Origin of the sequence: Streptomyces roseochromogenus subsp. oscitans DS 12.976, from assembly GCF_000497445.1 — a bacterium.
Lineage (GTDB): Bacteria > Actinomycetota > Actinomycetes > Streptomycetales > Streptomycetaceae > Streptomyces > Streptomyces oscitans.
On the sequence record NZ_CM002285.1, the window covers coordinates 1,699,854 to 1,724,255 of the forward strand.

At 70.6% G+C, this 24,402-nt stretch carries 19 protein-coding genes; 13 read left to right on the forward strand and 6 right to left on the reverse strand.

The features are described 5' to 3' along the window. The first annotated feature begins 96 nt into the window (after window positions 1-96). Entirely contained in the window at window positions 97-930 is an 834-nt protein-coding gene (locus M878_RS57505; RefSeq protein WP_023545583.1) for an SDR family NAD(P)-dependent oxidoreductase, read from the forward strand. 98 nt (window positions 931-1,028) lie between these two features. Here the strand turns inward: M878_RS57505 and M878_RS57510 are convergent, their stop codons facing one another. The 4 genes from M878_RS57510 to M878_RS57525 form a co-directional block, all read right to left on the reverse strand. Next, entirely contained in the window at window positions 1,029-1,748 is a 720-nt protein-coding gene (locus M878_RS57510) for a class I SAM-dependent methyltransferase (protein ID WP_023545584.1), read from the reverse strand. Between the two features lie 142 nt (window positions 1,749-1,890). Next, entirely contained in the window at window positions 1,891-4,344 is a 2,454-nt protein-coding gene (locus M878_RS57515) for an ATP-binding SpoIIE family protein phosphatase (protein WP_023545585.1), read from the reverse strand. 166 nt (window positions 4,345-4,510) lie between these two features. After that, window positions 4,511-6,937 (reverse strand): MFS transporter, encoded by a 2,427-nt coding sequence (locus M878_RS57520; RefSeq protein WP_023545586.1) that lies wholly within the window; start codon window positions 6,935-6,937, stop codon window positions 4,511-4,513. 153 nt (window positions 6,938-7,090) lie between these two features. Then, window positions 7,091-7,534: an SRPBCC family protein gene (locus M878_RS57525; protein ID WP_023545587.1), complete on the reverse strand. Its 444-nt coding sequence runs from the start codon at window positions 7,532-7,534 to the stop codon at window positions 7,091-7,093. Between the two features lie 160 nt (window positions 7,535-7,694). Between M878_RS57525 and M878_RS57530 the strand changes: the two genes are divergently transcribed. The 3 genes from M878_RS57530 to M878_RS93835 all read left to right on the forward strand — a co-directional run bounded on the left by M878_RS57530 (window position 7,695) and on the right by M878_RS93835 (window position 10,993). Beyond that, window positions 7,695-8,729, forward strand: a complete 1,035-nt coding sequence (locus tag M878_RS57530; protein WP_023545588.1) for an Rv2578c family radical SAM protein — start codon at window positions 7,695-7,697, stop codon at window positions 8,727-8,729. A 218-nt stretch (window positions 8,730-8,947) separates the two neighbouring features. Continuing rightward, window positions 8,948-10,510: an alpha/beta hydrolase gene (locus M878_RS57535; RefSeq protein ID WP_031224454.1), complete on the forward strand. Its 1,563-nt coding sequence runs from the start codon at window positions 8,948-8,950 to the stop codon at window positions 10,508-10,510. Window positions 10,511-10,594: 84 nt separating this feature from the next. Then, complete coding sequence (locus M878_RS93835) at window positions 10,595-10,993, forward strand: RidA family protein (RefSeq protein ID WP_078630216.1); 399 nt, start codon at window positions 10,595-10,597, stop codon at window positions 10,991-10,993. Between the two features lie 930 nt (window positions 10,994-11,923). On the opposite strand, the gene M878_RS57545 is transcribed toward M878_RS93835, so the two are convergent. Beyond that, entirely contained in the window at window positions 11,924-12,508 is a 585-nt protein-coding gene (locus M878_RS57545) for an adenylosuccinate lyase (protein ID WP_023545591.1), read from the reverse strand. 429 nt (window positions 12,509-12,937) lie between these two features. Here M878_RS57545 and M878_RS57550 point away from each other — a divergent pair, with 429 nt between their 5' ends. From M878_RS57550 to pssA, 9 genes are all read left to right on the forward strand, one after another. Then, the gene (locus tag M878_RS57550; protein WP_023545592.1) at window positions 12,938-14,752 is read left to right on the forward strand and encodes a 3-hydroxyacyl-CoA dehydrogenase family protein; all 1,815 of its coding nucleotides are present in this window, start codon (window positions 12,938-12,940) and stop codon (window positions 14,750-14,752) included. 142 nt (window positions 14,753-14,894) lie between these two features. Next, a complete protein-coding gene (locus M878_RS57555) occupies window positions 14,895-15,737 on the forward strand; it encodes a TetR family transcriptional regulator (protein ID WP_209445503.1) in 843 nt (280 codons plus the stop codon). A gap of 431 nt (window positions 15,738-16,168) precedes the next feature. Continuing rightward, the gene (ccrA, locus tag M878_RS57560; protein WP_031224457.1) at window positions 16,169-17,506 is read left to right on the forward strand and encodes a crotonyl-CoA carboxylase/reductase; all 1,338 of its coding nucleotides are present in this window, start codon (window positions 16,169-16,171) and stop codon (window positions 17,504-17,506) included. Window positions 17,507-17,515: 9 nt separating this feature from the next. Next, window positions 17,516-19,543 (forward strand): protein meaA, encoded by a 2,028-nt coding sequence (locus M878_RS57565; RefSeq protein WP_031224458.1) that lies wholly within the window; start codon window positions 17,516-17,518, stop codon window positions 19,541-19,543. Further along, a complete protein-coding gene (locus tag M878_RS57570; protein WP_023545596.1) occupies window positions 19,540-20,505 on the forward strand; it encodes an HpcH/HpaI aldolase/citrate lyase family protein in 966 nt (321 codons plus the stop codon). Before M878_RS57565 ends, M878_RS57570 begins: the two co-directional genes overlap by 4 nt. Before the next feature lie 5 nt (window positions 20,506-20,510). After that, a complete protein-coding gene (locus M878_RS57575; RefSeq protein ID WP_023545597.1) occupies window positions 20,511-21,038 on the forward strand; it encodes a MaoC family dehydratase in 528 nt (175 codons plus the stop codon). Continuing rightward, the gene (locus tag M878_RS57580; protein WP_023545598.1) at window positions 21,038-22,243 is read left to right on the forward strand and encodes an acyl-CoA dehydrogenase family protein; all 1,206 of its coding nucleotides are present in this window, start codon (window positions 21,038-21,040) and stop codon (window positions 22,241-22,243) included. Before M878_RS57575 ends, M878_RS57580 begins: the two co-directional genes overlap by 1 nt. A gap of 170 nt (window positions 22,244-22,413) precedes the next feature. Then, window positions 22,414-23,070 carry a phosphatidylserine decarboxylase gene (locus tag M878_RS57585; protein ID WP_063750615.1) on the forward strand — a complete coding sequence of 219 codons (657 nt, stop codon included), beginning with the start codon at window positions 22,414-22,416 and terminating at the stop codon, window positions 23,068-23,070. Window positions 23,071-23,092: 22 nt separating this feature from the next. Further along, window positions 23,093-23,914: a CDP-diacylglycerol--serine O-phosphatidyltransferase gene (pssA, locus tag M878_RS57590; RefSeq protein ID WP_031224460.1), complete on the forward strand. Its 822-nt coding sequence runs from the start codon at window positions 23,093-23,095 to the stop codon at window positions 23,912-23,914. 234 nt (window positions 23,915-24,148) lie between these two features. Here the strand turns inward: pssA and M878_RS57595 are convergent. Then, a partial coding sequence (locus M878_RS57595) for a glycerate kinase (protein ID WP_023545601.1) occupies window positions 24,149-24,402 on the reverse strand: 254 nt, incomplete at its 5' end.

The window sequence follows — 24,402 nt, forward strand, 5'->3', positions numbered from 1 at the left end:
CCGCGGCGTCGCCCTGTCCGGAAGTGGCCGGTGGCGGAGCCCCCGGCTCTAGAGTCGTGGGCGGGGGAGGCACTCGGCGAAGGAAGCTTGACTGTGGTGGCGGACAAGCGAGTTGTCATCGTGACCGGCGCGGGCTCGGGTATCGGGGAGGCCACGGCGCGGCTGCTGAGCGAAGGGGGCCACCATGTGGTCGCCTCGGGCCGGAGGGCCGAACCCCTGCGACGCCTCGCGCGGGAGACCGGAGCGCTGGCGTATCCGTCCGATGTCGGGGAGCCCGACGCGGCCGACGGCCTCGTCCAGGCGGCCCTGGGCGCGCACGGCCGCGTCGACGGGGTGGTGCTGAACGCCGGAATCGGGCGCGGCGGAGCCGTCGGGGACCTGACGCTACGGGACTGGGACGAGGTGATGCGCACCAACCTCACCGGCCCGCTTCTGCTGCTGCGCGCGGCGATCCCGCATCTGCTGGATTCCAAGGGGGCGGTGGTCGCCGTCGCTTCGGTGTCCGCGCTGCGCAACGGCACCAGCAACGCCCCGTACGCCACCTCCAAGGCGGCCCTGCTCCAGCTCTGCCGCTCCGTGGCCGTCGACTACGGGCGGCAGGGGGTGCGGGCCAACATCGTGTGCCCCGGCTGGGTGCGGACCGAGATGGCCGACCGGCGCATGGCACGCTTCGCCGAGGAGGCGGACCTGCGGGACGGGGGCGTGGACGCCGCCTATGCGGAGGCGACCCGGCCGCTGCCCCAGGGGCGGCCGGGTGAGCCGCGCGAGATCGCGGAGGCGATCGGCTGGCTGCTGTCCCCGGCGGCGTCGTACGTCAACGGGGCGGTACTCACCGTGGACGGCGGTGCGACGGCCCTGGATCCGGGCGCTCTCGCCTTCGGGTTCCGCATCGCGCCCCGCGGTGACGAGGACTCCGCCGCTTCCCGGTGAGCGCCCCCGACGGCGCCCTCACAGTGCTTGTGCTCGGCTTGTACTCGGCTTGTACTCGCCGGGAAGCGGTGCCACCCCGGGTGGCCTGTCGGGCCGGCCTATTCGCCGGTGAGTACGAACCAGCGGGCCGGCAGGTCGATACGGGTGCCGTCGGTGAGGAACTCGGTCTGCGGCAGGGTCGTTTCGCCATCGGCGATGATCTTCAGACCGGACTCGGCGAGCACGCGCGGGATCTCCGCGTCGTCGGCGTCGGCGGGCTTGAGCCCGTGGTGGAAGACGCGCCGCAGCTTGGGCCCCGGGCCGCTCGGCTGGGACGCGGCGCGCCGCAGCACCTCCCGGGAGCCGGAGGTGAGTTCGACGACGAAGGCGCGGCCCTCGCTGCCGATGATCTCGGCGACGGCGGCGGCGACCGCGGGCCGCGCCTCGGGTTCACTCTGGTGGATGACGGCCCGCATATAGACGTTGGCGTCGCCGAGCCGCTCGTGCAGGGCCCGTACGGCGTCCGTGTCGGTGAGGTCGAGCTGCTGGAACTCCACGGTGTCGTCCGGCGTGGCGCGGCGGGCGTGCTCGACGGCGGCGTGCGAGAGGTCGACGCCGACGGCGCGCGCGAACCGGGTGGCGAGGTAGCGGGTCTGGGTGCCGTTGCCGCAGCCGAGGTCGACGATGGTGCGCGCCGGGTCCGCGTGGGGCAGGAGCAGGGCGCTGTGCGGTTCGGCGGAGAGAGCGGGATCGCAGTCCCAGATCGCCTCACCCTCCTGCTCGGAGGTCTCGCTCCAGTAACTCTCCCAGTTGCTGCGGTACTTGTCCGAGACGTTCATGCGCTCTCCCCACGGTTCGGTTCCGTGATCGGGATATCGCGGGGGCCTCGGGCGAGGCAAGGGGCGGGAGGCCACCTTCACCGGATGTACGGACGCCGGTCAACCCAGGGGGCGTACACCGGCGGACCGTGCGCCCCTTGGGTCATCCTCGTCCGGTGATGGCCTGTTCGAACCAGACGGTCTTGCGGTGCCCGGTGGCGCTTGCGCCCCATTCCCGGGCCAGCCGGCTGACCACGCGCAGGCCGCGGCCCGACTCGTCGTAGGGGCCGGCGCTCAGCATGGCGGGCAGGCCGGGTTCGTCGTCGGTGACCTCGAACAGCAGCGCGTCGGTGCGGACCACGCGCAGCCCGACCGGTTCGCTCACGGCGTGCCGTACGGCGTTGGTGACGACCTCGCTGACCAGCAGTTCGGCGGTCTCCACGGCCTGCGGCAGACCCCACTGCAGGAGCCGCTCGCGGACCAGGCGGCGGGCGCGGGCGACCTCGTGGGGGCCGGCGTCGAGCCGCCATTCGGCGACGTGGTCGTCGGGGATGCCGTTGAGGCGGGCCATGAGCAGGGCGACGTCGTCCTTGCGGCCGCCGTGGGTGTTCAGGGCGCGGATGATGGTGTCGCAGGCGTCGTCCATGGAGGCGGCGGGGTGTGCGGCGGACTCGCAGAGCGCGGCGAGTCCCTCGCCGATGTCGGAGCCGCGCACCTCGACCAGGCCGTCGGTGCACAGCACCAGCCGGTCGCCGGGCGCGACCTTGATCCGGGTGGTCTCGAACGGGACGCCGCCGACGCCGATGGGGGCGCCGGTGGGAAGCTCCAGGAGTTCGCTGCTGCCGTCCTCGGCGCGGACCAGGACGGGCGGGATGTGTCCGGCGTTGGCGAGGTGCAGTTCGCCGCGGATCGGGTCGTAGACGGCGTAAAGGCAGGTGGCGAGGTAGGTGTCGCCGAGCCGGCGCGCCAGGTCGTCGAGGTTGCGCAGCAGCTGGGCGGGCGGGGTCTCCATGGTGGCCATGGTCTGTACGGCTGTGCGCAACTGGCCCATCATCGCGGCTGAGTTGAGGCCGTGGCCCATGACGTCGCCGACCACGAGGGCGGTGCGCGAGCCGGGCAGTTTGACGGAGTCGAACCAGTCGCCGCCGATCCGGCCGAGCCGGGTGCCCGGCAGATAGCGGGTGGCGATGTCGCAGCCGGCCATCCGCGGGGTGACCTGCGGGAGCATGCTGTCCTGCAGGGTGTCGGCGACGTTCTCCTGGAAGGTGTACATGCGGGCGTTGTCGAGCACGAGGCCCGCGCGGGCGGCGAGTTCGGCGCCGGTGGTGCGGTCCATGTCGTCGAAGGCGGGGCGGTCCGGGCGGCGCATCAGCACCATGAAGCCGAGGACGACATTGCGGGCCTTGAGCGGGACGATCAGCAGCGAGCGGCCGCCGATGAGCGGCCTGAGGTCGCGCTTCTCGAACTCGCCGGAGATGCGCTCGCTGAGCTCCTCGGTGACCCGCGGGATCAGCACCGGCTCACCGGTGACCATGCACTTGTAGAACGGCGTGTGCTCGGGAAACGCGAAGGCCTCGCCGACGGGCACGGTGTCGTCCCAGCGGCCCGGTTCGTCGTTGTGCTCGACCCACACCCGGAACATCACGGTGCTGGCGTCCGGCGGTCCGTCCGGGAAGCCCTCGCCGGCGAGGACTGCGGCGCGCAGATGGGTGCCGGCGAAGTCCGTGAACCGGGGTACGGCGGCGCTGGTGACCTCGCGGATGGTCGCACCGAGGTCGAGGGAGGAACCGATGCCGGAGCTGACCTCGTTGAGGAACTCCAGCCGCTCGCGCACCGCGGCGTACTCCAGGTCCTGCTCGGCACCGACCGGGACGAGCGGCGGTGCGGAGCGCTGCTGCGGTACGACGGGTTCGGCCGGCCTGCGGCCCGGGCGGCGGGGCACGCCCCAGTACGGGGTGACGGGTACCCGGTCGAACTGGCTGAACTCCAGGACCGGGTAGCCCAGTTCGAGCACTTGGGAGACGATGCGGCCGCTCGGGCCGGGGCCCATGTTGGGCAGGATCTCGGGCAGCCGCCGTTCCAGTTCGTCGGAGGCGGGCAGCTCGGTGTGGCGGGCGAAGCCGGGTGAGATGCGTTCGGCGGTCTCGTCGTCGTAGCCGCGTTCGTCGCGCAGCCGGGTGGCGTCGGCGGCGAGCACCAGGAGCCGGGACGGGCCGGGACCGACCAGCGGGTAGGCCCACCAGAGCACGTCGAGCCGCTCGCCGTCGGATTCCCGGCCGTGCGGGACGAGGCGGGCGCGGCCGGCGGTGGCGTAGGCGGTGCGGCCGCCGAGCGAGGCTTCCAGGTCGGGGCCGAGTCCGTCGTACACCTCGTAGGCGTCCGGCATCGGATCACCGTGCGGGTCCTCGGGCAGGGCGCCGGAGACCGGCAGCAGATCGGCGGCGGCACGCCCGACGGCGTCCTCCCGGCTCGCGCCGAACAGGCGCCGTGCGCCGCTGCTCCAGTGGGACACCCGGCCGTCGCGGTCGACGACGACCACGGCCAGCGGAATCCGGCCGGCCGCCGCACTGCCGTCGTCGCGCCCGGGAGGTGTGTCCCGCTCGCTGCCACGGTCCATGGCCCAGGCCCTCTCTCCCCACGGCTGTACGCAAACGATCTGTGCCGCCCGCCAACTACGGTACGGCGATGGCCGGTCGCGATGTGTGGCAATCCTGGAATTGGTTTCACCGGATCGCACCGGCGCGCAGCTCAGCGCCCCGCGCGCACCACCGCTCGGCGCTCTCTCAGTCCTCGTGGCCCAGTTGCAGGTCCCGTTCGGTACGGCCGCCGCCCGCGACCCGCAGCACGGTGGCGACCGGCGGGTAACCGGCGGCGATGACGGTGTACTCGCCGGAGGACAGGTCGACGAACCGGAAGCTGCCGTCCGCTCCCGTGGTGAGGGTGTCGACGACATTGCCGGCGGCGTCGAGCAGCGTCACGCGCGCGTCCTCCACGGGCCGTCCGCCGCTCGCCCGGACGGTGCCCCGCAGCACGGCGCCGCCCGCGAGTTCGACGTTCTGCCTGCTCTCGCGGGCGGCCTGCACGGTGACCGGAAGGGCGGCCGGGCGGAAGGCGGGGGCGCTGGCGGCGAGGGTGTACTCGCCCGCGACCAGTTCCGTGATGGCGTAGCCGCCCTCACGGCCGCTGCGGGCGGTGGCGACGACCTCGCCGTGCACATTGGTGAGGGTGACGGTGGCGTCGCGCACGGGGCTGCCGTCGGCGGTCAGCACACTGCCGGCGAGGCGTCCGGCGCCGCCGAGGACGACGTCGAGCTCGACGGGCCGTTCGCCGACGGTGACGGAGACGGCCTGCGGCTGGTGGCCGCCGGCGGCGGCGATCAGCACGTACGACCCGGAGCCGGGCGTGCTGAGCGCGTACCGTCCGTCCTCGCCGCTCGCGCCCCGCCCGATCTGCTCCCCGGCGATGTCGATGAGGGTGAGCGCGGCGCGCGGCACCACGGTGCCGTCAGGGTGCTGCACCGTGCCGCAGACGGGGATTCCGGCGCCGTACGGCGAACGGGCCTGCGGGATCGGGGCGTTCACGTTCACGGCCTCGCGCTCGGGCTCGGTTTCGGTGGTGTGGTGGGACACCAGTGGTTTCTCCTTGAGGAAAAAGGCGATGAGCACGCCGAGGACGAGCACCGGGACGAGGTAGAGGAAGATCCGGGGCATCGCGTCGGCGTAGGCGCGGATGTAGGCGTCGCGCGGGGCCGGCGGCAGCGCGTGGACCAGCTGCGGGGTGATGGACTCGGGGTCGGGCAGCCGGACGCCGGCGCGCGGCGGCAGTTCCCTGCGGAGGGCGTCGGTGAGCCGGTTCGCGAAGAGGGTGCCGAAGACCGCGGCGCCGACGCTGCCGCCGATCTGCCGGAAGTAGTTGTTGGCGCTGGTGGCGGTGCCCAGGTCGGCGGGGCGTACGGAGTTCTGCACGGCGAGGACGAGGACGGGCATCACCATGCCGATGCCGGCGCCGAGGACGGCCATCCAGATGCTGTAGTGCAGCCGGGGCGTGTCGGCTTCGAGGCGGGACAGCAGCCACATGCCGACGGCGGAGACGGCGCCGCCGAGCACGGGGTAGATCTTGTAGCGCCCGGTGTGGCTGATGAGCTGCCCGCCGATGATGGAGGCGCCGACGATCCCGGCCATCATGGGCAGCATCAGCAGCCCCGACTCGGTGGCGCTGGCCCCGTCGACCATCTGCAGGAAGGTCGGCAGATAGCTGGCGGCGCCGAACAGGGCGACGCCGATCACGAGGCCCACCAGTGCGCTGACGTTGAAGACGGAGTCGCGGAACAGCCGGAGCGGGATGAGGGGTTCGGCGGCGAAGCGCTCGGCGACGAGGAAGAGGACGACGGCGGCGAACGCGCCGGCGCCGAGGCCGTTGATCTGCCGCGAGCCCCAGGCGTACTCGGTGCCGCCCCAGCTGGTCAGCAGCACCAGACAGGTGGAGGCGGCGGCGAGCAGCAGCGCGCCGAGGAGGTCGAGGCGGCCGCGGGCAGCGGGCTTGGGGAGTTTCAGGACGAGGGTGACGACGGCGAGGGTGACCAGGCCGAAGGGGACGTTGATGTAGAAGCACCAGCGCCAGGAGAGGTGGTCGGTGAAATAGCCGCCGAGCAGGGGTCCGGCGACGGAGGCGAGACCGAAGGCGGCGCCGATCAGGCCCATGTAGCGGCCGCGTTCACGGGGCGGTACGACGTCGGCGATGATCGCCTGCACCCCGATCATGAGGCCGCCCGCGCCTACGCCCTGGAGCGCGCGGAAGGCGATCAGCTGGTCCATGGACTGGGCCCGGCCGGCGAGCGCGGAGCCGACGACGAAGACGGCGATGGCGAACTGGAAGACGCCCTTGCGGCCGAAGAGGTCGCCGAGCTTGCCGTACAGGGGCAGACCGATGGTGGAGGTGAGCAGATAGGCGGTGATCGCCCAGGACATCCGGTCCAGGCCATGCAGTTCGCCGACGATCTTCGGCAGCGCGGTCGCGACGATCATCTGGTCGAGTGCCGCGAGCAGCAGGGCGAGCATCAGCCCGAAGAACACCCACCGCACGCGCCGCGCGCCGAGTCGGGCGGCCGGTGCGGACGGGGGCGGTGCCGCGGCGGTGTCCTCGCGGGGGGCGTCCTCTTCCCCCGCCGGTGTGGTGACCGGCTCGTGTGTCACCAGAGTCGACCCGCCCACGTACCGCTCCCCTCATCACACCTGTCACATGTCGCGCACAAGGCGTCAACTGCGAACAACTGCCGCGAGTTACGGCGGGGTTGGGGCGGAAAGGGGAGATCCACTCGAACCGGTGAAGGGGCGCAACACCCCTTCACCGGTGGGCGCTTGGGCCTACTTCTCGACCTGGGCGGCGAGGTTGGCGAGCACGGCGTCGTAGATCCGGCCGAGGCCCTTGGGCGCGAAGGTCCTCTCGAAGAAGCCGCCGATGCCGCCGGCGCCCTGCCAGGTGGTGGTGACCACGACCCGGGACCTCCCCTCGCCGGCGGGGGTGACGCGCCAGGTGGTGACCATGGAGGAGTTGCGGTCCTTCTCGACCAGCTCGCCGTCGGTGGGCTCGCTGACCTCCAGCAGGCAGTCGCGCACCCGCTTGCTGGTGGCCTGGAGCTTCCAGTGCACGAGGGTTCCCTCGCCGTCGCCGCCCTCGCGGACCTCGTACTCGCTGAAGTGCTCGGGCAGCAGCTTCTGCCGTGTGCCGCGGTAGTCGGCGAGGGCGTCGAACACCTTCTCCGCGTCCGCCGCGACGACCCGCTCCGTAGTGGCCTCGACCTGCGCCATTGCGTTCCTCCAGGACCGTGTTTCTCGGGGTTGGGGAAAGCCAACCACCCCGGTGCCCGGCCACCAAATCCGGGGTCGCCGTCAAGGGTCCTCACCAGGGCCCACACGATCATGGGAACAGATGTTCTATTGTGTGCCGCACTGCTACCGAGGAGGCGTCATGCGCTGGGAGAACCTCACGGGCGAGGGCGAACACGGCCGGGCCGCCGACGCGGCGCTGTTCGGCGCGGACTCCGTGACCACGCGCACCTTCGACACGCCCGAGTTCCGCGGGATCACCTTCCACGAGGTCCGGGCGCGCTCGGTGCTCAACCGGGTGCCAGGCGCCTCGCGCATGCCGTTCGAGTGGACCGTGAATCCGTACCGTGGCTGCACGCACGCGTGCGTGTACTGCTTCGCCCGGAAGACGCACAGCTATCTGGACCTCGACACCGGCCTCGGCTTCGACACCCAGATCGTGGTCAAGGTGAACGCGCCCGAGGTGCTGCGCCGTCAGCTGGCCTCCCGCCGCTGGCAGGGCGAGCACGTGGCGATGGGCACGAACGTCGACTGCTATCAGCGCGCGGAGGGCCGCTACCAGCTGATGCCGGGCATCATCGCCGCCCTCACCGAGCACGCCAACCCGTTCTCGATCCTCACCAAGGGCACCCTGATCCTGCGCGACCTGGATCTGCTGGTCCGGGCGGCCCAGGTGACGGACGTGGGCATCTCGGTCTCCGTCGGCTTCCTCGACGCCGAGCTGTGGCGCACGGTGGAGCCGGGCACGCCCGCGCCCGAGCGCCGCCTGGACGTCGTACGCACCCTCGGCGAGCACGGCCTCGGCTGCGGGGTGCTGATGGCGCCGGTCATCCCGTTCCTGAGCGACCATCCGGCCCAACTGCGGGCCACGGTACGGGCGATCGCGGCGGCCGGGGCCACCTCGGTGACCCCGCTCACCCTGCATCTGCGGCCCGGCGCGCGGGAGTGGTTCACGGCCTGGCTCGGCCGGCACCATCCGCACCTGGTGCGGCGCTACGAGCGGCTGTACGCGGAGGGTGCCTACGCGCCCAAGTGGTACCAGCGCCGGATCACCCGTCAGGTGCACGAGCTGGCCGAGGAGTACGGCATCGGGCCCACGCGCGCGGGCCTGGCCCGCCGGATCAGCCCGGCCGAACCTCCCGCCGTCGCCGAACCGACCCAGCTCACCCTCATATGAGAGCGCCGCCCACCCGCGGCCGAGCGGCGTTCCCCCAACTGAAGAAGCGTTCCTTCAAGGCAGGGGCGTTCCCTCGGGAGAGGGGCGTTCGAGGGCTTCGGGCGGACCAATCGGGTCAACTATGCCTATAAGACGTTCTTCAGTACGCCGATTCCGGGACGATGCGGCGAAAGACATGACCTTCACGGTCCGCCGAAACCTCCGTCCCGGGAGGACGAATGAGAACACGCGCAGCCGTGCTGTGCGCATCCGCCGCAGTGCTGGCGGGCTCGGTCACGGCCCCGCCCGCCCAGGCGGCCCCGGCCGCTCCCGCCGCCCCGCTCGTCTGGAAGGCCTGTGGCTCCATCACCTATCCGACGCTCCAATGCGCGTCCCTGAAGGTGCCACTGGACCACGCCCACCCGTCGGGCCGGCAGATCACCCTCGCCCTCACCCGCGTCCCGCACACCGCGCAGACCTCCCAGGGCCCCCTCCTCGTCAACCCAGGTGGGCCCGGCGGCAGCGGCCTGACGCTCGCCGGATACGTCGCCTCGGCCCTGCCGAAGCCCGTCGCCGCGCAGTACGACGTCATCGGCTTCGACCCGCGCGGAGTCGGCCGGAGCAGCCCGGCCCTGGACTGCGCGCCCGGCCACTTCAAGACGGTGCGCCCGGACTCCGTGCCCGCCTCGGCCGTGCTGGAGCAGACCAACCTCGCGCGCGCGGCCTCCTTCGCCACCGCCTGTGGCCGCAAGTACGCCGACGTGCTGCCGTACATGGACACCGTCAGCGCCGTACGCGACATGGACGCCATCCGCCAGGCGCTCGGCGCGCCGCGCATCAGCTACTTCGGCTACTCCTACGGCACCTATCTCGGCGCGGTCTACGCGAAGCTCTACCCGCAGCGGGTCCGCCGTCTGGTGCTGGACTCGATCGTCGACCCGACCGGCGTCTGGTACAAGGACAACCTGGGCCAGGACTACGCCTTCAACAACCGCCACCGCGCCCTGATGGCGTGGATCGCGCGCAACGACTCCACGTACCACCTCGGCAAGGACCCCGCGAAGATCGAGGCCGCGTGGTACGCGATGCGGGCGGCCCTGGCGAAGAAGCCGGCCGACGGCGCGGTGGGCGCCACCGAGTTGGAGGACACCTTCATCCCCGGCGGCTACTACGACGGCTACTGGCCCGATCTCGCCCAGGCGCTCGCGGCGTACGTGCGCGAGAAGAACACCAAGCCGCTGATGGCGGCGTACGAGAAGTTCGGTGCCGTGGACGCCTCGGGCGACAACGGCTACAGCGTGTACGCGGCGGTGCAGTGCCGGGACACCTCCTGGCCCACCAGCTGGAAGCGGTGGCGTACGGACACCTGGGCGGTGTACCGCAAGGCGCCCTTCATGGCCTGGAACAACGCCTGGTACAACGCGCCGTGCGCGTTCTGGCCGACCTCGAAGAGCGAGCCGGTGAGCATCGCCAACACCCAGCTGCCGCCGGCGCTGCTCTTCCAGGCGACGAACGACGCGGCCACGCCGTACCCCGGCGGCGTCACGGTCCACCGGCTGCTCGCCCGCTCCAGCCTGGTGGTCGAGGACGGCGGCGGCAACCACGGCATCACGCTGAGCGACAACACCTGCCTGGACACCTATCTGGCCGCGTATCTGAACGACGGTACGGTTCCGCATGGCGCGGGCGTCGCCGACGCGGTCTGCAAGAAGTCGCCGGACCCGAAGCCGCGGGCCATGAAGGCCGCGTCGACCGCCTCCCGCGGCTCGACCCTGCACGACCTGCTGGGCTACCGCCGCTGAGCAACCGCCCGGCCTGTCGGGGGCGTTGTCAGTGGGGTGGTCCACCATGGAGCCATGAGCGATCAGCATGGAGCCCGCGGAGCCGTGAGTGAACCGACCCGGATCTCCGCCCCCGACGGCGTCGCCCCCGCCGCCCAGTACAGCCATGTCGTCTCGGCGACCGGCCGTTTCGTCGCCGTCTCCGGCCAGCTCGCCCTGGACGAGGACGGCGAACTGGTCGGGGCGGGCGACCCCGCGGCCCAGGCCCGCCAGGTCTTCGAGAACCTGAAGCGCTGCCTGGCCGCGGCCGGCGCCGGCTTCGAACACGTGGTGAAGCTGACCTACTTCGTCACCGACACGGCCCACCTCCCAGCCATCCGCGCGGCCCGCGCCGCCCACATACCCGACGACCGCCTCCCTGCGTCCTCCGCGGTCCAGGTGACGGCGCTGGTGGCCCCGGAGTTCCTGATGGAGATCGAGGCGCTGGCGGTGGTGGGCGAATAAGGCGAACAAGGCGCGTACGGTGACCCTCGGGTTCCCTCTCCGGCGAGGCGCTCGCGCCTGGCGAAGCAGTCGGAGTCCAGTGAAGGAGTCGGTGTCCAGCGAAGACGCTCGCGCCGGACCGCCGCCGTGCGCCCGACGGCGTGGGCGGCGCCGGTGACCACCAGCAACAGCCCGATGCCGCACGGCAGTACGCCCTTCGCCGTCCCCAGTTGCCCCTTCGTCCCGGCCACCGGCAGGACCACATGTCCCGGCTCGTAGACCACCGGCACCTGGTCCTCGACGAGCGGCTCCAGGCACTCGCAGGTGTCGCTCGATGCCTGCAACTCCCGTGAGTCGCCGTTGGTCAGGGTGACCGTACAGGTGTAGTCCTTGCCTCCGTCGCGCGTTCGTCTGGTGTTCTGGCCGACGACGGTTGCCGTCCCCTCCTTGCCCCAGGTGTCGAGGTAGATCCGGGGAGCGGCGTCGCCCGCGCCGAGGATCAGGATCGCGTAGCCGACCCCGGCGAGGATGCCGGCCGCCTTGTGCCCCGGCGAGCGCGGCATCCGCCGGCGGAGCCAGAAGACGTAGAGGAGGGTGAACGCGACCCAGGTGCCGACCGCGACCCGGCGTCCCACCGTCACGGCGACGAGCGAGCCGGGCGCCACCACGACGAGGTCGAAGCCGAGCAGAAACGACCACCGCCGTGCGACGAGCCCCAGCGGCACCTCGCGCTCCGGCCCGGCGGACCAGTCCAGCTCTTCGCTCAGGCGGCGGAAGAGCTTCTCCTCGGCGGAGCCGGGATCCTCCGCCCCACCTGGATCCTTCGGCCCGGCGGGGTCCTGCTCGCTCATATCCCGATCACGGCGGCGCACTCTGACAGCGTCTCCCGGCCGCGCCCGACGAGCCCCCCTCCCCCACGCCGTGAGAGCGTGCCGTGCGGCTGACCGGCCGTCACCTGGCCTGTTCCGCCTCCGGGATGCTCGCCAGCGCGTGCATCGCAGCCCTCGCCAGTTCCGGATGGGCGAGAGCCTCCTTCAGGACGCGGCGGGCCCGGGGGTCGGCGAGGGCACCCAGCCCTTCGACGCACGCCAGGGCGACGCGGCGGTAGGGGTCGCGGGGACGCAACCGGCGCTCCAGCGTAGTGATGAGCGCGGGCACGGACTCGGGAGCGCGGAGTTCGACCAGGAGCCGTACCGGGTGCAGGGCGTAGGCCACCCGCAGCTCGTTCGTCGCCAGCGCCGCCGCAGCCCGCGCCGTACGCGGATCGCCGAGCCGGGCGAGGGCGTGGGCAGCGGAGGCGCAGCGCGGGGGGTCGCGGTGGTTGAGGAGGAGCACCAGGGACTCGAAGGCGCGCCGGTCGCCGGCGACACCGAGCCGGAACGCGGCCAGCTCCCTGGCCCACAGCGGCTGTCCGGGCGCGCTGAGCACCTCCGCGAGTTCGTCGTGGTCCTCGGTCGCCAGCAGCCGGTCGAACGCCGCCGTGCCGCGCGACTCCTGCCGTAAGCGCTCCGTGAGCGATCGCAACTCTTCGTCCACGAAGTCCAGCGTAGGCGTGTTGCCGGGGCCGGGGGAGCTACATCACAAAGTCGGCTGCGACTCAGGGCTGGCGCGCTCGTTACTCGCCGGTTAAGCTCAGACGAGCGAGTTACCCACTCGCACTTCCACTGGCGACGGTTTGGTGACGCGGCCGTCGCCGGGGGCAGCTCCCACGCCCTTGGGGCAGTGGGGAGATGTCGGTTCGGTACGTGTACGTGTACCGCAGTACGACCCGGCTCCGGGACAGGGCCGGTCGGATTCCCCGCCGTTTGCCGCTCGTGGGCGTGTGCATCGCCCGTGGCACCCGGCAGCACCGGGCGTGTGCGCCAGCAGCCCGGCAACACCCGCACTCCTCTTCCGCACCGCGGTGCGCCCCCTCGGCGCACCCGGCGCGTTCCTCGTCGTCACCCTCATTCCTGGAGTCCCGCGATGGCCACTCCCCTGTCCCCCCAGTCCGGCACCCCGCTGTCCCCGTTCAAGACGATCGCCGTCGTCGGCCTCGGCACCATGGGCACCGGCATCACCGAGGTCCTCGCGAAGGCCGGTCGCGAGGTGATCGGCATCGACATCAGCGAGGCCCAGGCCGCGAAGTCCCTCTCCGCCCTGGAGGCCTCCACCGCCCGCTGCGTGGAGCGCGGCCGGCTCACCGAGCAGGAGCGCGCCGGGGCACTGGCCCGGGTGCGCACCGCCACCGACCTCGCCGCGGCGGCCGACGCCGACCTGGTCATCGAGGTGGCCCCGGAGTCGTACGAGATCAAGCAGCAGATCTTCCGCGAGCTGGACGGCATCGTCCGCCCGGAGACGATCCTCGCGACCGGCACCAACGCCCTGTCCGTCACCCGCCTAGCGGCCGACTCGGCCCGCCCCGAGCGGGTGCTCGGCCTGCACTTCTTCAATCCGGCGCCGGCGATGAAGCTGGTCGAGGTGGTCTCCTCGGTGCTGACCGCGCCGCAGGCCGTCGCCGCTGTCACGGACCTCGCGATCGAGCTGGGCAAGGAGCCGGTCGCGATCGGCGACCGCCCCGGTTTCGTCGCCGACGGCCTGCTGTTCGGCTATCTCAACCAGGCCGCCGCGATGTACGAGGCGCGGTACGCCTCCCGCGAGGACATCGACGCGGCGATGCGGCTCGGCTGCGGTCTGCCGATGGGCCCCCTCGCGCTGCTGGACCTGATCGGCATCGACACCGCGCGTACGGTCCTGGAGGCCATGTACGCCGAGTCCCGCGACCGGCTGCACGCCCCGGCGCCGATCCTGAAGCAGCTCAGCGAGGCGGGCCTGACCGGCCGCAAGTCCGGGCGCGGTTTCTACAGCTACGCGGCGCCGGGCAGCGCCACGGTCGTGCCGGACGCGCTGACCCCGGCGGAGGCAGACTCCAAGGCCACCAGCCGCAGCGTCCGCTCGGTGGGCGTCGCCGGCTCCGGCACCATGGCCTCGGGCATCGCCGAGGTGTTCGCCAAGGCGGGCTACGACGTCGTGCTGGCCGCGCGGAGCGAGGAGAAGGCGCGGACCGCCAAGGCCCGTATCGGCAAGTCGCTTTCGCGCTCTGTCGACAAGGGCCGGCTGACCGCCGAGGCCGCCGCGCAGATCCTGGACCGGATCGCCCCGGCCGGGTCGTACGACGCCTTCGCCGAGGTCGACCTGGCCGTCGAGGCGATCGCCGAGGACCTGGAGATCAAGCGGCAGCTGTTCGCCACGCTGGACAAGGTCTGCAAGCCCGGCGCGGTCCTCGCCACCACCACCTCCTCGCTGCCCGTCGTCGCCTGCGCCCGCGCCACCTCGCGCCCGCAGGACGTCATCGGCATGCACTTCTTCAACCCGGCGCCAGCGATGAAGCTGGTCGAGGTCGTGCGGACCGTGCTGACGGCCGACGACGTCCATGCGACGGTCCGCGAGGTCTGCGCGAAGATCAAGAAGCACGCGGTGGACTGCGGCGACCGGGCCGGCTTCATCGTGAACGCGCTGCTGTTCCCGTACCTGAACAACGCGATCAAGATGGTCGAGGAGCACTACGCGTCCCTGGACGACATCGACGCCGCGATGAAGCTCGGCGGCGGCTATCCGATGGGCCCGTTCGAGCTGCTGGACGTGGTCGGCCTGGACGTCTCGCTGGCGATCGAGAAGGTCCTGCACCGCGAGTTCCGCGACCCCGGTCTGGCCCCGGCCCCGCTGCTGGAGCACCTGGTGGCCGCGGGCTGCCTCGGCCGCAAGACCGGCCGCGGCTTCCGCGAGTATGCCCGCCGCTGACGGCGTCGGCGACTGGTCCCACACGGACACGGACTGGGGCGGGCTGCTCGATCCGGGCGGCCTCGCCCCGCCCGGCCGGCCGGGCTCTCCCCCGCCCTCAGCGGGCGGGGGAAACGGCACACCTGCGCATCGAGCTGCGCACATGCAGTACGTTCAGGTCATGTCCCAGCCCGCCAAGTCCTCACGTACACCAGCTACGCCCGACGCGCCGGAAAGTGCCGCAGGCAGTCGCGCCGCCGCCCAGCGGCTCAAGATGCGCCGAGAACTGGCGGCCGCAGCCATGGAGCTGTTCGCGACCAAGGGGTACGAGGCGACCACCGTCGACGAGATCGCGGCAGCCGCCGGGGTCGCCCGTCGCACCTTCTTCCGCCACTTCCGCTCCAAGGAAGAGGCGATCTTCCCCGACCACGACGACACGCTGATCCGCGCCGAGGCGGTCCTCAACGCCGCCCCCGCGCACGAGCACCCGCTCGACACCGTGTGCCGCGGCATCAAGGAAGTCATGAAGATGTACGCGGCCGCGCCGGAGATCTCGGTCGCCCGCTACAAGCTGACCCGCGAGGTGCCCACCCTGCGGGAGGCCGAGATCGCCTCGGTGGCCCGCTACGAACGCCTCTTCACCCGCTACCTCCTCGGCCACTTCGACGAGCACGCGCACGCCGACGACGCCAACGACGACCCGTTGCTGGCCGAGGTGGCCGCCTCCGCCGTCGTCACCGCCCACAACCACGTCCTCAGGCGCTGGCTGCGGGCGGGCGGCCAGGGCGATGTCGAGGCGCAGCTGGACCATGCCTTCGCGATCGTGCGGAAGACGTTCGGCACCGGGATCGGGGCCGGGCGCGGTCCGGCGCCGGGCAGGCCGGCCGCCGGCACCGCCCCGGCGACGGTGTCCACGCACGGCGAGGTGCTCGTCACGGTCGCCCGCACCGACGCTCCGCTGGACGAGGTCATGCGGACCATCGAGGAGGCGCTGAAGGAGCGCTGAGGCTCGCTCCTCCCTGTGACAACGGCCACCCGCGGCGGGTGGCCGTTTTGGCATGTCAGGGCCCCTTTTCGCGCACTTTTCAGGGCCCGTTCGATCGATCATCGCTCATTTGTTACGTAAAGATTTCACCTGAGCCCAACTTCTGGCACTCAGTGCCTTGCCGCCTGACACGCGGTGTCATACGTTGAAGATGTCCGGGCGGCCGGCGAGCAGAGACCGATCGCTCGCCGGCTGTCCCCAAGGGCCCACGGCCCGCGCGCCCGGACGCCTGCGTCACAGGCAACCTCCCGCGCCACAAAGCGCTGCCGAAGTACCACCGAGCCGAACCGACGGCACACCTCAACACCCTCAGCAGCACTCATCGCAGCACCGACGAACCCTCAGCGCCCCCTCCCTCAGGGGCGCTCACCGCCGGAGGCAACACCGTGACCGTGAAGGACATCCTGGACGCGATCCAGTCGAAGGACGCCACGTCCGCCGACTTCGCCGCCCTGCCGCTCCCCGAGTCGTACCGCGCGATCACCGTGCACAAGGACGAGACGGAGATGTTCGCGGGCCTGGAGACCCGCGACAAGGATCCGCGCAAGTCGATCCACCTCGACGAGGTGCCCGTGCCCGAACTCGGCCCGGGCGAGGCCCTGGTGGCCGTCATGGCCTCCTCGGTCAACTACAACTCGGTGTGGACCTCGATCTTCGAGCCGCTGCCGACGTTCGGCTTCCTGGAGCGCTACGGCAAGGTCAGCGAGCTGACCAAGCGACATGACCTGCCGTACCACATCATCGGCTCCGACCTCGCGGGCGTCGTCCTGCGCACCGGTCCGGGCGTCAACGCCTGGAAGCCCGGTGACGAGGTCGTCGCCCACTGTCTGTCCGTCGAGCTGGAGTCCTCCGACGGACACAACGACACGATGCTCGACCCCGAGCAGCGGATCTGGGGCTTCGAGACCAACTTCGGCGGCCTTGCCGAGGTCGCGCTCGTCAAGTCCAATCAGCTGATGCCCAAGCCGGCCCACCTGTCGTGGGAGGAGGCCGCGGCCCCCGGCCTGGTCAACTCCACCGCCTACCGCCAGCTGGTCTCCCGCAACGGTGCCCAGATGAAGCAGGGCGACAACGTCCTGATCTGGGGCGCGAGCGGCGGACTCGGCTCGTACGCCACCCAGTTCGCCCTCGCCGGCGGCGCCACCCCGATCTGTGTCGTCTCCTCGCCCCAGAAGGCCGAGATCGCGCGGAGGATGGGCGCCGAGCTGATCATCGACCGCAACGCCGAGGGCTACAAGTTCTGGAAGGACGAGCACACCCAGGACCCCAGGGAGTGGAAGCGCTTCGGCAAGCGCATCCGTGAGCTGACCGGCGGCGAGGACGTCGACATCGTCTTCGAGCACCCCGGCCGCGAGACCTTCGGCGCCTCGGTCTACGTCACCCGCAAGGGCGGCACGATCGTCACCTGCGCCTCCACCTCGGGCTACCACCACGAGTACGACAACCGCTACCTGTGGATGTCGCTGAAGCGGATCATCGGCTCGCACTTCGCCAACTACCGCGAGGCCTGGGAGGCCAACCGCCTCATCTCCAAGGGCAAGATCCACCCGACCCTGTCGAAGGTCTACTCCCTCGAGGACACCGGCCAGGCTGCGTACGACGTCCACCGCAATCTGCACCAGGGCAAGGTCGGCGTGCTGTGTCTCGCGCCCGAGGAAGGCCTCGGTGTGCGCGACGAGGAGATGCGGGCCGAGCACCTCGACGCCATCAACCGTTTCCGCAACGTCTGAGAGCCATAGATGACAGAGCGTCAGAAGGACCGTCCGTGGCTCATGCGGACGTACGCGGGCCACTCGACGGCCGAGGCGTCCAACGAGCTGTACCGGCGCAACCTCGCCAAGGGCCAGACGGGTCTGTCGGTGGCGTTCGACCTGCCGACACAGACCGGCTACGACCCCGACCACATCCTCGCCCGCGGCGAGGTCGGCCGGGTCGGTGTGCCCGTCGCGCACCTCGGTGACATGCGTCGGCTGTTCCAGGACATCCCCCTGGAGCAGATGAACACCTCGATGACGATCAACGCCACCGCCATGTGGCTGCTGGCGCTCTACCAGGTCGTCGCCGAGGAGCAGGGCGCGGACATCACCAAGCTCCAGGGCACGACCCAGAACGACATCGTCAAGGAGTACCTCTCCCGCGGGACCCACGTCTTCCCGCCGGGGCCCTCGCTCCGCCTGACGACAGACATGATCGCGTACACGGTCTCCCGCATACCGAAGTGGAACCCGATCAACATCTGCAGCTACCACCTGCAGGAGGCCGGGGCCACACCGGTGCAGGAGATCGCGTACGCGATGTCCACCGCGATCGCCGTACTGGACGCCGTGCGCGACTCCGGCCAGGTGCCGCAGGAGCGCATGGGCGACGTGGTGGCCCGCATCTCCTTCTTCGTGAACGCGGGCGTCCGCTTCATCGAGGAGATGTGCAAGATGCGGGCGTTCGGCCGCATCTGGGACAAGGTCACGCGCGAGCGGTACGGCATCGAGAACGCCAAGCAGCGCCGCTTCCGCTACGGCGTCCAGGTCAACTCGCTGGGTCTGACCGAGGCGCAGCCGGAGAACAACGTCCAGCGGATCGTGCTGGAGATGCTGGCCGTGACCCTGTCGAAGGACGCACGCGCGCGTGCCGTACAGCTGCCGGCCTGGAACGAGGCCCTCGGCCTGCCCCGTCCGTGGGACCAGCAGTGGTCACTGCGCATCCAGCAGGTGCTCGCCTACGAGAGCGACCTGCTGGAGTACGAGGACATCTTCGAGGGCTCGAAGGTGATCGAGGCGAAGGTGGACCAGCTGGTCACCGACGCCCTCGCGGAGATCGACCGCATCCAGGAGATGGGCGGCGCGATGGCCGCGGTGGAGTCCGGCTACCTGAAGTCGCAGCTGGTCGCCTCGCACGCCGAGCGCCGGGCCCGGATCGAGTCCGGGCAGGAGAAGATCGTCGGCGTCAACGCCTTCGAGGGCACCGAGCCGAACCCGCTCACGGCCGACCTGGACACCGCGATCATGACGGTCGACCCGGCGGTCGAGGCCCGAGTCATCGCCTCGCTGCAGCACTGGCGCGACACGCGCTACCAGCCGCCCTTCAACCACCCGCGCCCCTGCAAGGCGCTGGAGCGGCTGAAGGAGGCCGCCAAGGGCACCGAGAACCTGATGGAGGCCACGCTGGAGTGCGCCCGTGCCGGGGTCACCACCGGGGAGTGGGCGGCCGCTCTGCGCGAGGTGTTCGGCGAGTACCGGGCGCCCACCGGGGTGTCCTCGGCGCCGGTGGCGGTCGCCGCCGAGCCGGGCTCCGCGCTCGCCGGGGTCCGCGCCAAGGTGGACGCCACCGCCCGCGACCTCGGCGTCGGCAAGCTGCGCTTCCTGGTCGGCAAGCCGGGCCTGGACGGGCACTCCAACGGCGCCGAGCAGATCGCCGTACGCGCCCGTGACGCCGGCTTCGAGGTGGTCTACCAGGGCATCCGGCTCACCCCCGAGCAGATCGTGGACGCGGCCCTCGCCGAGGACGTGCACGCGGTGGGCCTGTCCATCCTGTCCGGCTCGCACGCCCAACTGGTGCCGGACGTGCTCCAGCGGCTGCGTGTGGCCGGTGCCACAGATATACCGGTGATCGCCGGTGGCATCATCCCGAATGGTGATGCCGAGCAGCTCAGGTCCGCAGGAGTGGCCGCCGTCTTCACCCCGAAGGACTTCGACATCACCGGAATCATCGGCGCGATCGTCGACGAGATCCGGAAAGCGAACAAGCTCGACCCCCTGGAGGTCCCCGCATGACCACCCCTGTCAACCGCCTTCGCCCGCGGCGCTCCTGCCTGGCCGTACCGGGCAGCAACCCGCGCTTCCTGGAGAAGGCGCAGGGCCTCCCCGCCGACCAGGTCTTCCTGGACCTGGAGGACGCGTGCGCGCCGCTCGCCAAGCCGGAGGCGCGGCACACCATCGTCAAGTTCCTCAACGAGGGTGACTGGACGGGCAAGACGCGCGTCGTGCGCGTCAACGACTGGACGACCGAGTGGACGTACCGCGATGTCGTCACGGTCGTCGAGGGCGCGGGCCAGAACCTGGACTGCATCATGCTGCCGAAGGTGCAGACGGCCGAGCAGGTCGTCGCCCTGGACCTGCTGCTGACGCAGATCGAGAAGACCATGGGCTTCGAGGTCGGCAAGATCGGCATCGAGGCGCAGATCGAGAACGCCCAGGGCCTGAACAACGTCAACGCGATCGCGCAAGCCTCCCCGCGCGTCGAGACGATCATCTTCGGCCCGGCCGACTTCATGGCCTCCATCAACATGAAGTCGCTGGTCGTGGGCGAGCAGCCGCCCGGCTACCCGGCGGACGCCTACCACTACATCCTGATGAAGATCCTGATGGCCGCCCGCGCCAACAACCTCCAGGCGATCGACGGCCCCTACCTGCAGATCCGCAACATCGAGGGCTACCGCGAGGTCGCGCAGCGCGCCGCGGCCCTCGGCTTCGACGGCAAGTGGGTGCTGCACCCGGGCCAGGTCGAGGCGTCCAACGAGATCTTCTCGCCGTCCCAGGAGGACTACGACCACGCCGAGCTGATCCTGGACGCGTACGACTACTACACGTCCGAGGCGGGCGGCAAGAAGGGCTCCGCGATGCTCGGCGACGAGATGATCGACGAGGCCAGCCGCAAGATGGCCCTGGTCATCTCCGGCAAGGGCCGCGCCGCCGGCATGCAGCGCACCAGCAAGTTCGAGATCCCGGAGGCCTGACGGTCATGCAGTTCGGACGCACCTACGAGGAGTTCGAGGTCGGCGCGACGTACAAGCACTGGCCGGGCAAGACGGTCACGGAGTACGACGACCACCTGTTCTGTCTCCTCACCATGAACCACCACCCGCTCCACATGGACACCAACTATGCGGAGAAGACGACGGACTTCGGCAAGAACGTCGTCGTCGGGAACTACATCTACTCCCTGCTGCTCGGCATGAGCGTGCCGGACATCTCCGGCAAGGCGATCGCCAACCTGGAGATCGAGTCGCTCAAGCACGTGGCGCCGACCTTCCACGGCGACACGATCTACGGCGAGACGACCGTGCTCGACAAGTGGCCGTCGAAGTCGAAGAACGACCGCGGCATCGTCTACGTCGAGACCAAGGGCTACAAGCAGGACGGCACCCTGGTGTGCGTCTTCCGCCGCAAGGTCATGGTGCCCACCGAGACGTACATCAAGGAGCGCGGCGGCGAGCAGCCGGGCCGCCCGGAGCTGACCGCACCTGCGGACAAGAACACGGAGAAGTAATGGCGCGCCTCGCCCAGACCGCCGGTCTCACCGACGTCCAGCAGGAGATCCTCTCCACCGTCCGGGACTTTGTCGACAAGGAGATCATTCCGGTCGCGACCGAGCTGGAACACCGCGACGAGTACCCGCAGCAGATCGTGGACGGCCTGAAGGAGCTCGGGCTCTTCGGCCTGATGATCCCGGAGGAGTACGGGGGCCTGGGCGAGTCGCTGCTCACCTACGCGCTGTGCGTGGAGGAGATCGCCCGTGGCTGGATGTCGGTGTCCGGCATCATCAACACCCACTTCATCGTCGCGTACATGCTCAAGCAGCACGGCACACAGGAGCAGAAGGACCACTTCCTGCCCAGGATGGCGGCCGGCGACATCCGGGGCGCCTTCTCGATGTCGGAGCCGGGCCTGGGCTCCGACGTGTCCGCGATCACCTCGAAGGCGGTCAGGGACGGCGACGAGTACGTCCTGAACGGCCAGAAGATGTGGCTGACGAACGGCGGGACGTCGTCCCTGGTGGCCGTGCTCGTCCGCAGTGACGAGGGCCTCCCCGAGGGCACGGCGCCCCACAAGTCGATGACCACCTTCCTGATCGAGAAGGAGCCCGGCTTCGGCGAGGTCCGCCCCGGCCTCACGATCCCCGGCAAGATCGAGAAGATGGGCTACAAGGGCGTCGACACGACCGAGCTGATCATGGACGGTCTGCGGCTTCCCGCCGATCGGGTGCTCGGCGGCGTCACCGGCCGAGGTTTTTACCAAATGATGGACGGTGTCGAGGTCGGTCGCGTCAACGTGGCGGCGCGTGGCTGCGGCGTCGCTCAGCGCGCCTTCGAACTGGGTGTGCAGTACGCCCAGCAGCGGCACACCTTCGGCAAGCCGATCGCCCAGCACCAGGCCATTCAGTTCAAGCTGGCGGAGATGGCGACCAAGGTCGAGGCCGCGCATGCGATGATGGTCAACGCGGCTCGCAAAAAGGACTCCGGGGAGCGAAACGACCTTGAGGCAGGGATGGCGAAGTACCTCGCCTCCGAGTACTGCAAGGAGGTCGTGGAGGACTCCTTCCGCATCCACGGCGGCTACGGCTTCTCCAAGGAGTACGAGATCGAGCGTCTCTACCGCGAGGCCCCGATGCTGCTCATCGGTGAAGGTACCGCCGAGATCCAGAAAATGATCATCGGGCGCAGGCTGCTCGAAGAGTATCGATTCCAGGGCTGAATGTCCGGATACGGGGTGTTTTCTTCGAGAAGAAGATCACACCCCGTAGACGGCCTTCGGCCGCCGACTCGGCTGCCTGGCTTGCCCAGTTGCAGCCCGCGACCGGTACGATCCCACGGAAAGCCGCCGTCCCCCGTCTTGCGCGGCATCATCCGCTACGAAGGTCATCCATGCCCCACAGCCAAACCTCTGCACCTCGCGACAGCCGAGCCGGCGTACGCCTCGCGCGCGGAGCATCGCCGTGGCTTCTCCCGACCGTCGCCACCGCAGCCCTCAGCCTGGCCCGCGCCCGCCGCTCCGGCGCGGCGAAGGCCGTGGCCGTGCCCGCCACCGCGCTCGCGGCGGGCATGCTGTGGTTCTTCCGCGACCCCGAGCGCGAGATCGGCTCCGGCCGGGTGATCTCACCCGCCGACGGCGTGGTGCAGAGCATCATGCCGTGGAAGGACGGACGCACCCGCGTCGCGATCTTCATGAGCCCGCTGAACGTCCACGTCAACCGCGCGCCCCTCGCGGGCACGGTGACGTCCGTCGAGCACATCCCCGGCGGCTTTGTTCCGGCTTTCAACAAGGAGAGCGAGAACAACGAGCGCGTAGTCTGGCATTTCGACACCGAACTCGGCGACATCGAGATGATCCAGATCGCCGGCGCGGTGGCCCGCCGCATCGTGCCCTACATCCCTCGGGGCACGAAGGTCGAGCAGGGCGACCGAATCGGTCTGATCCGCTTCGGCTCGCGTGTCGATCTCTACCTGCCCGAGGGCGTGGAGGTCGCGGTCGAGGTCGGACAGAAGACCGTGGCTGGGGTGACTCGCATTGACCGTGATTGATCCGGAGACCCAGGCGGGCTGGGTGCCCGAGGCCGACGAGGTGGACGACGAGGAGGAGATGCCCCTCTCGCTCCGTCTGTCGATAGCGGACACCCTCACTCTGGGCAACGCGACGTGCGGCTTCATGGCGGTGTACTTCACCACCACCGGCATCCTGATCCCGCACCTGACAGGCAATGACGAATCCGCGGGCATGGCGCGGCACAGCGCCGCCACGGCCGTCATCCTGATGCTCTGCGCTGCCGTCTTCGACCTGTTCGACGGACTGGTCGCGCGGAAGCTGCGCTCCTCGCCCATGGGCGCGGAGCTGGACAACCTCTCCGACCTGATCAGCTTCGGTCTCGCGCCCGCGTACTTCGTGCTGGTCTACGGCATGGTCGCGGACGACGCGCACCAGAGAATGGCGGCGCTGGGGGCGATCGTGGTGCTCCTGGCGGTCGTGCTACGCCTGGCCCGCTTCTCGTGCGTGACGATGAAGGACGGCATGTTCCAGGGCATGCCCTCGCCGTTCGGCGCGCTCACGGTGGTCTCCATCGTCCTCCTGGAGCTGCCCTTCGTGGCGACCCTGCTGGCGATCCTGGGCACGGCGTGGCTGATGGTGAGCCGGGTGGAGTACCCGAAGCCGCGGGGCCGCCTCGCCGGCGCGATGCTCTCCTGGATCGTGCTGTCCATGGGCCTGCTGGCCGCCTGGGCCTTCGACGCCCCGAGCGGTCAGCTGCTGCTCCAGACCGGCTGTGCGCTGCAGCTGGTCATGGGCGCGGTGATTCCGTTGTTCGCCACGGCTCGGCGGGTGAACAACTTCCGCGACAATCGGCGCGAGGCGCGGGCGGCGCAGTTGCCGTAGCGGCGCGTATGCCGAGGGCCCCGGACCGTTCGCTGGTCCGGGGCCCTTCGCTTGTGCGGGCGACCTGGGGGGCTCCGCCCCCAGACCCCCGTTTCCCACCCGCCCACCCGTCTCGGTCGGCTGGAGAGCCACTGTCCCGGGCGGACGTGGTCTTGTCGCCCCACCACTCAGCCGACCGAGTCGGGTGGGTGTGGTGGGCAGGCCGGGGGTCTGGGGGCGGAGCCCCCAGGGACCTCAGCCCAGGTGGTCCTCAGCGATGCGCACGGCGACCCGCTCCAGAATCGGCCCCGCATCCGCGATGCACCTGGCCACGTCCGGCTCGACCGAGGTCAACGGGTACGCCTGTGAGATCCCCGCCCCCCGCAACGCCTCCGGCGACAGAGCGAGCCGTCCGCACACCGCCACCACGGTCCTTCCCGCGGAGCGAGCCGCGGAAGCCACCCCCACCGGCGCCTTCCCGTGCAGCGTCTGCTCGTCCAGTGACCCCT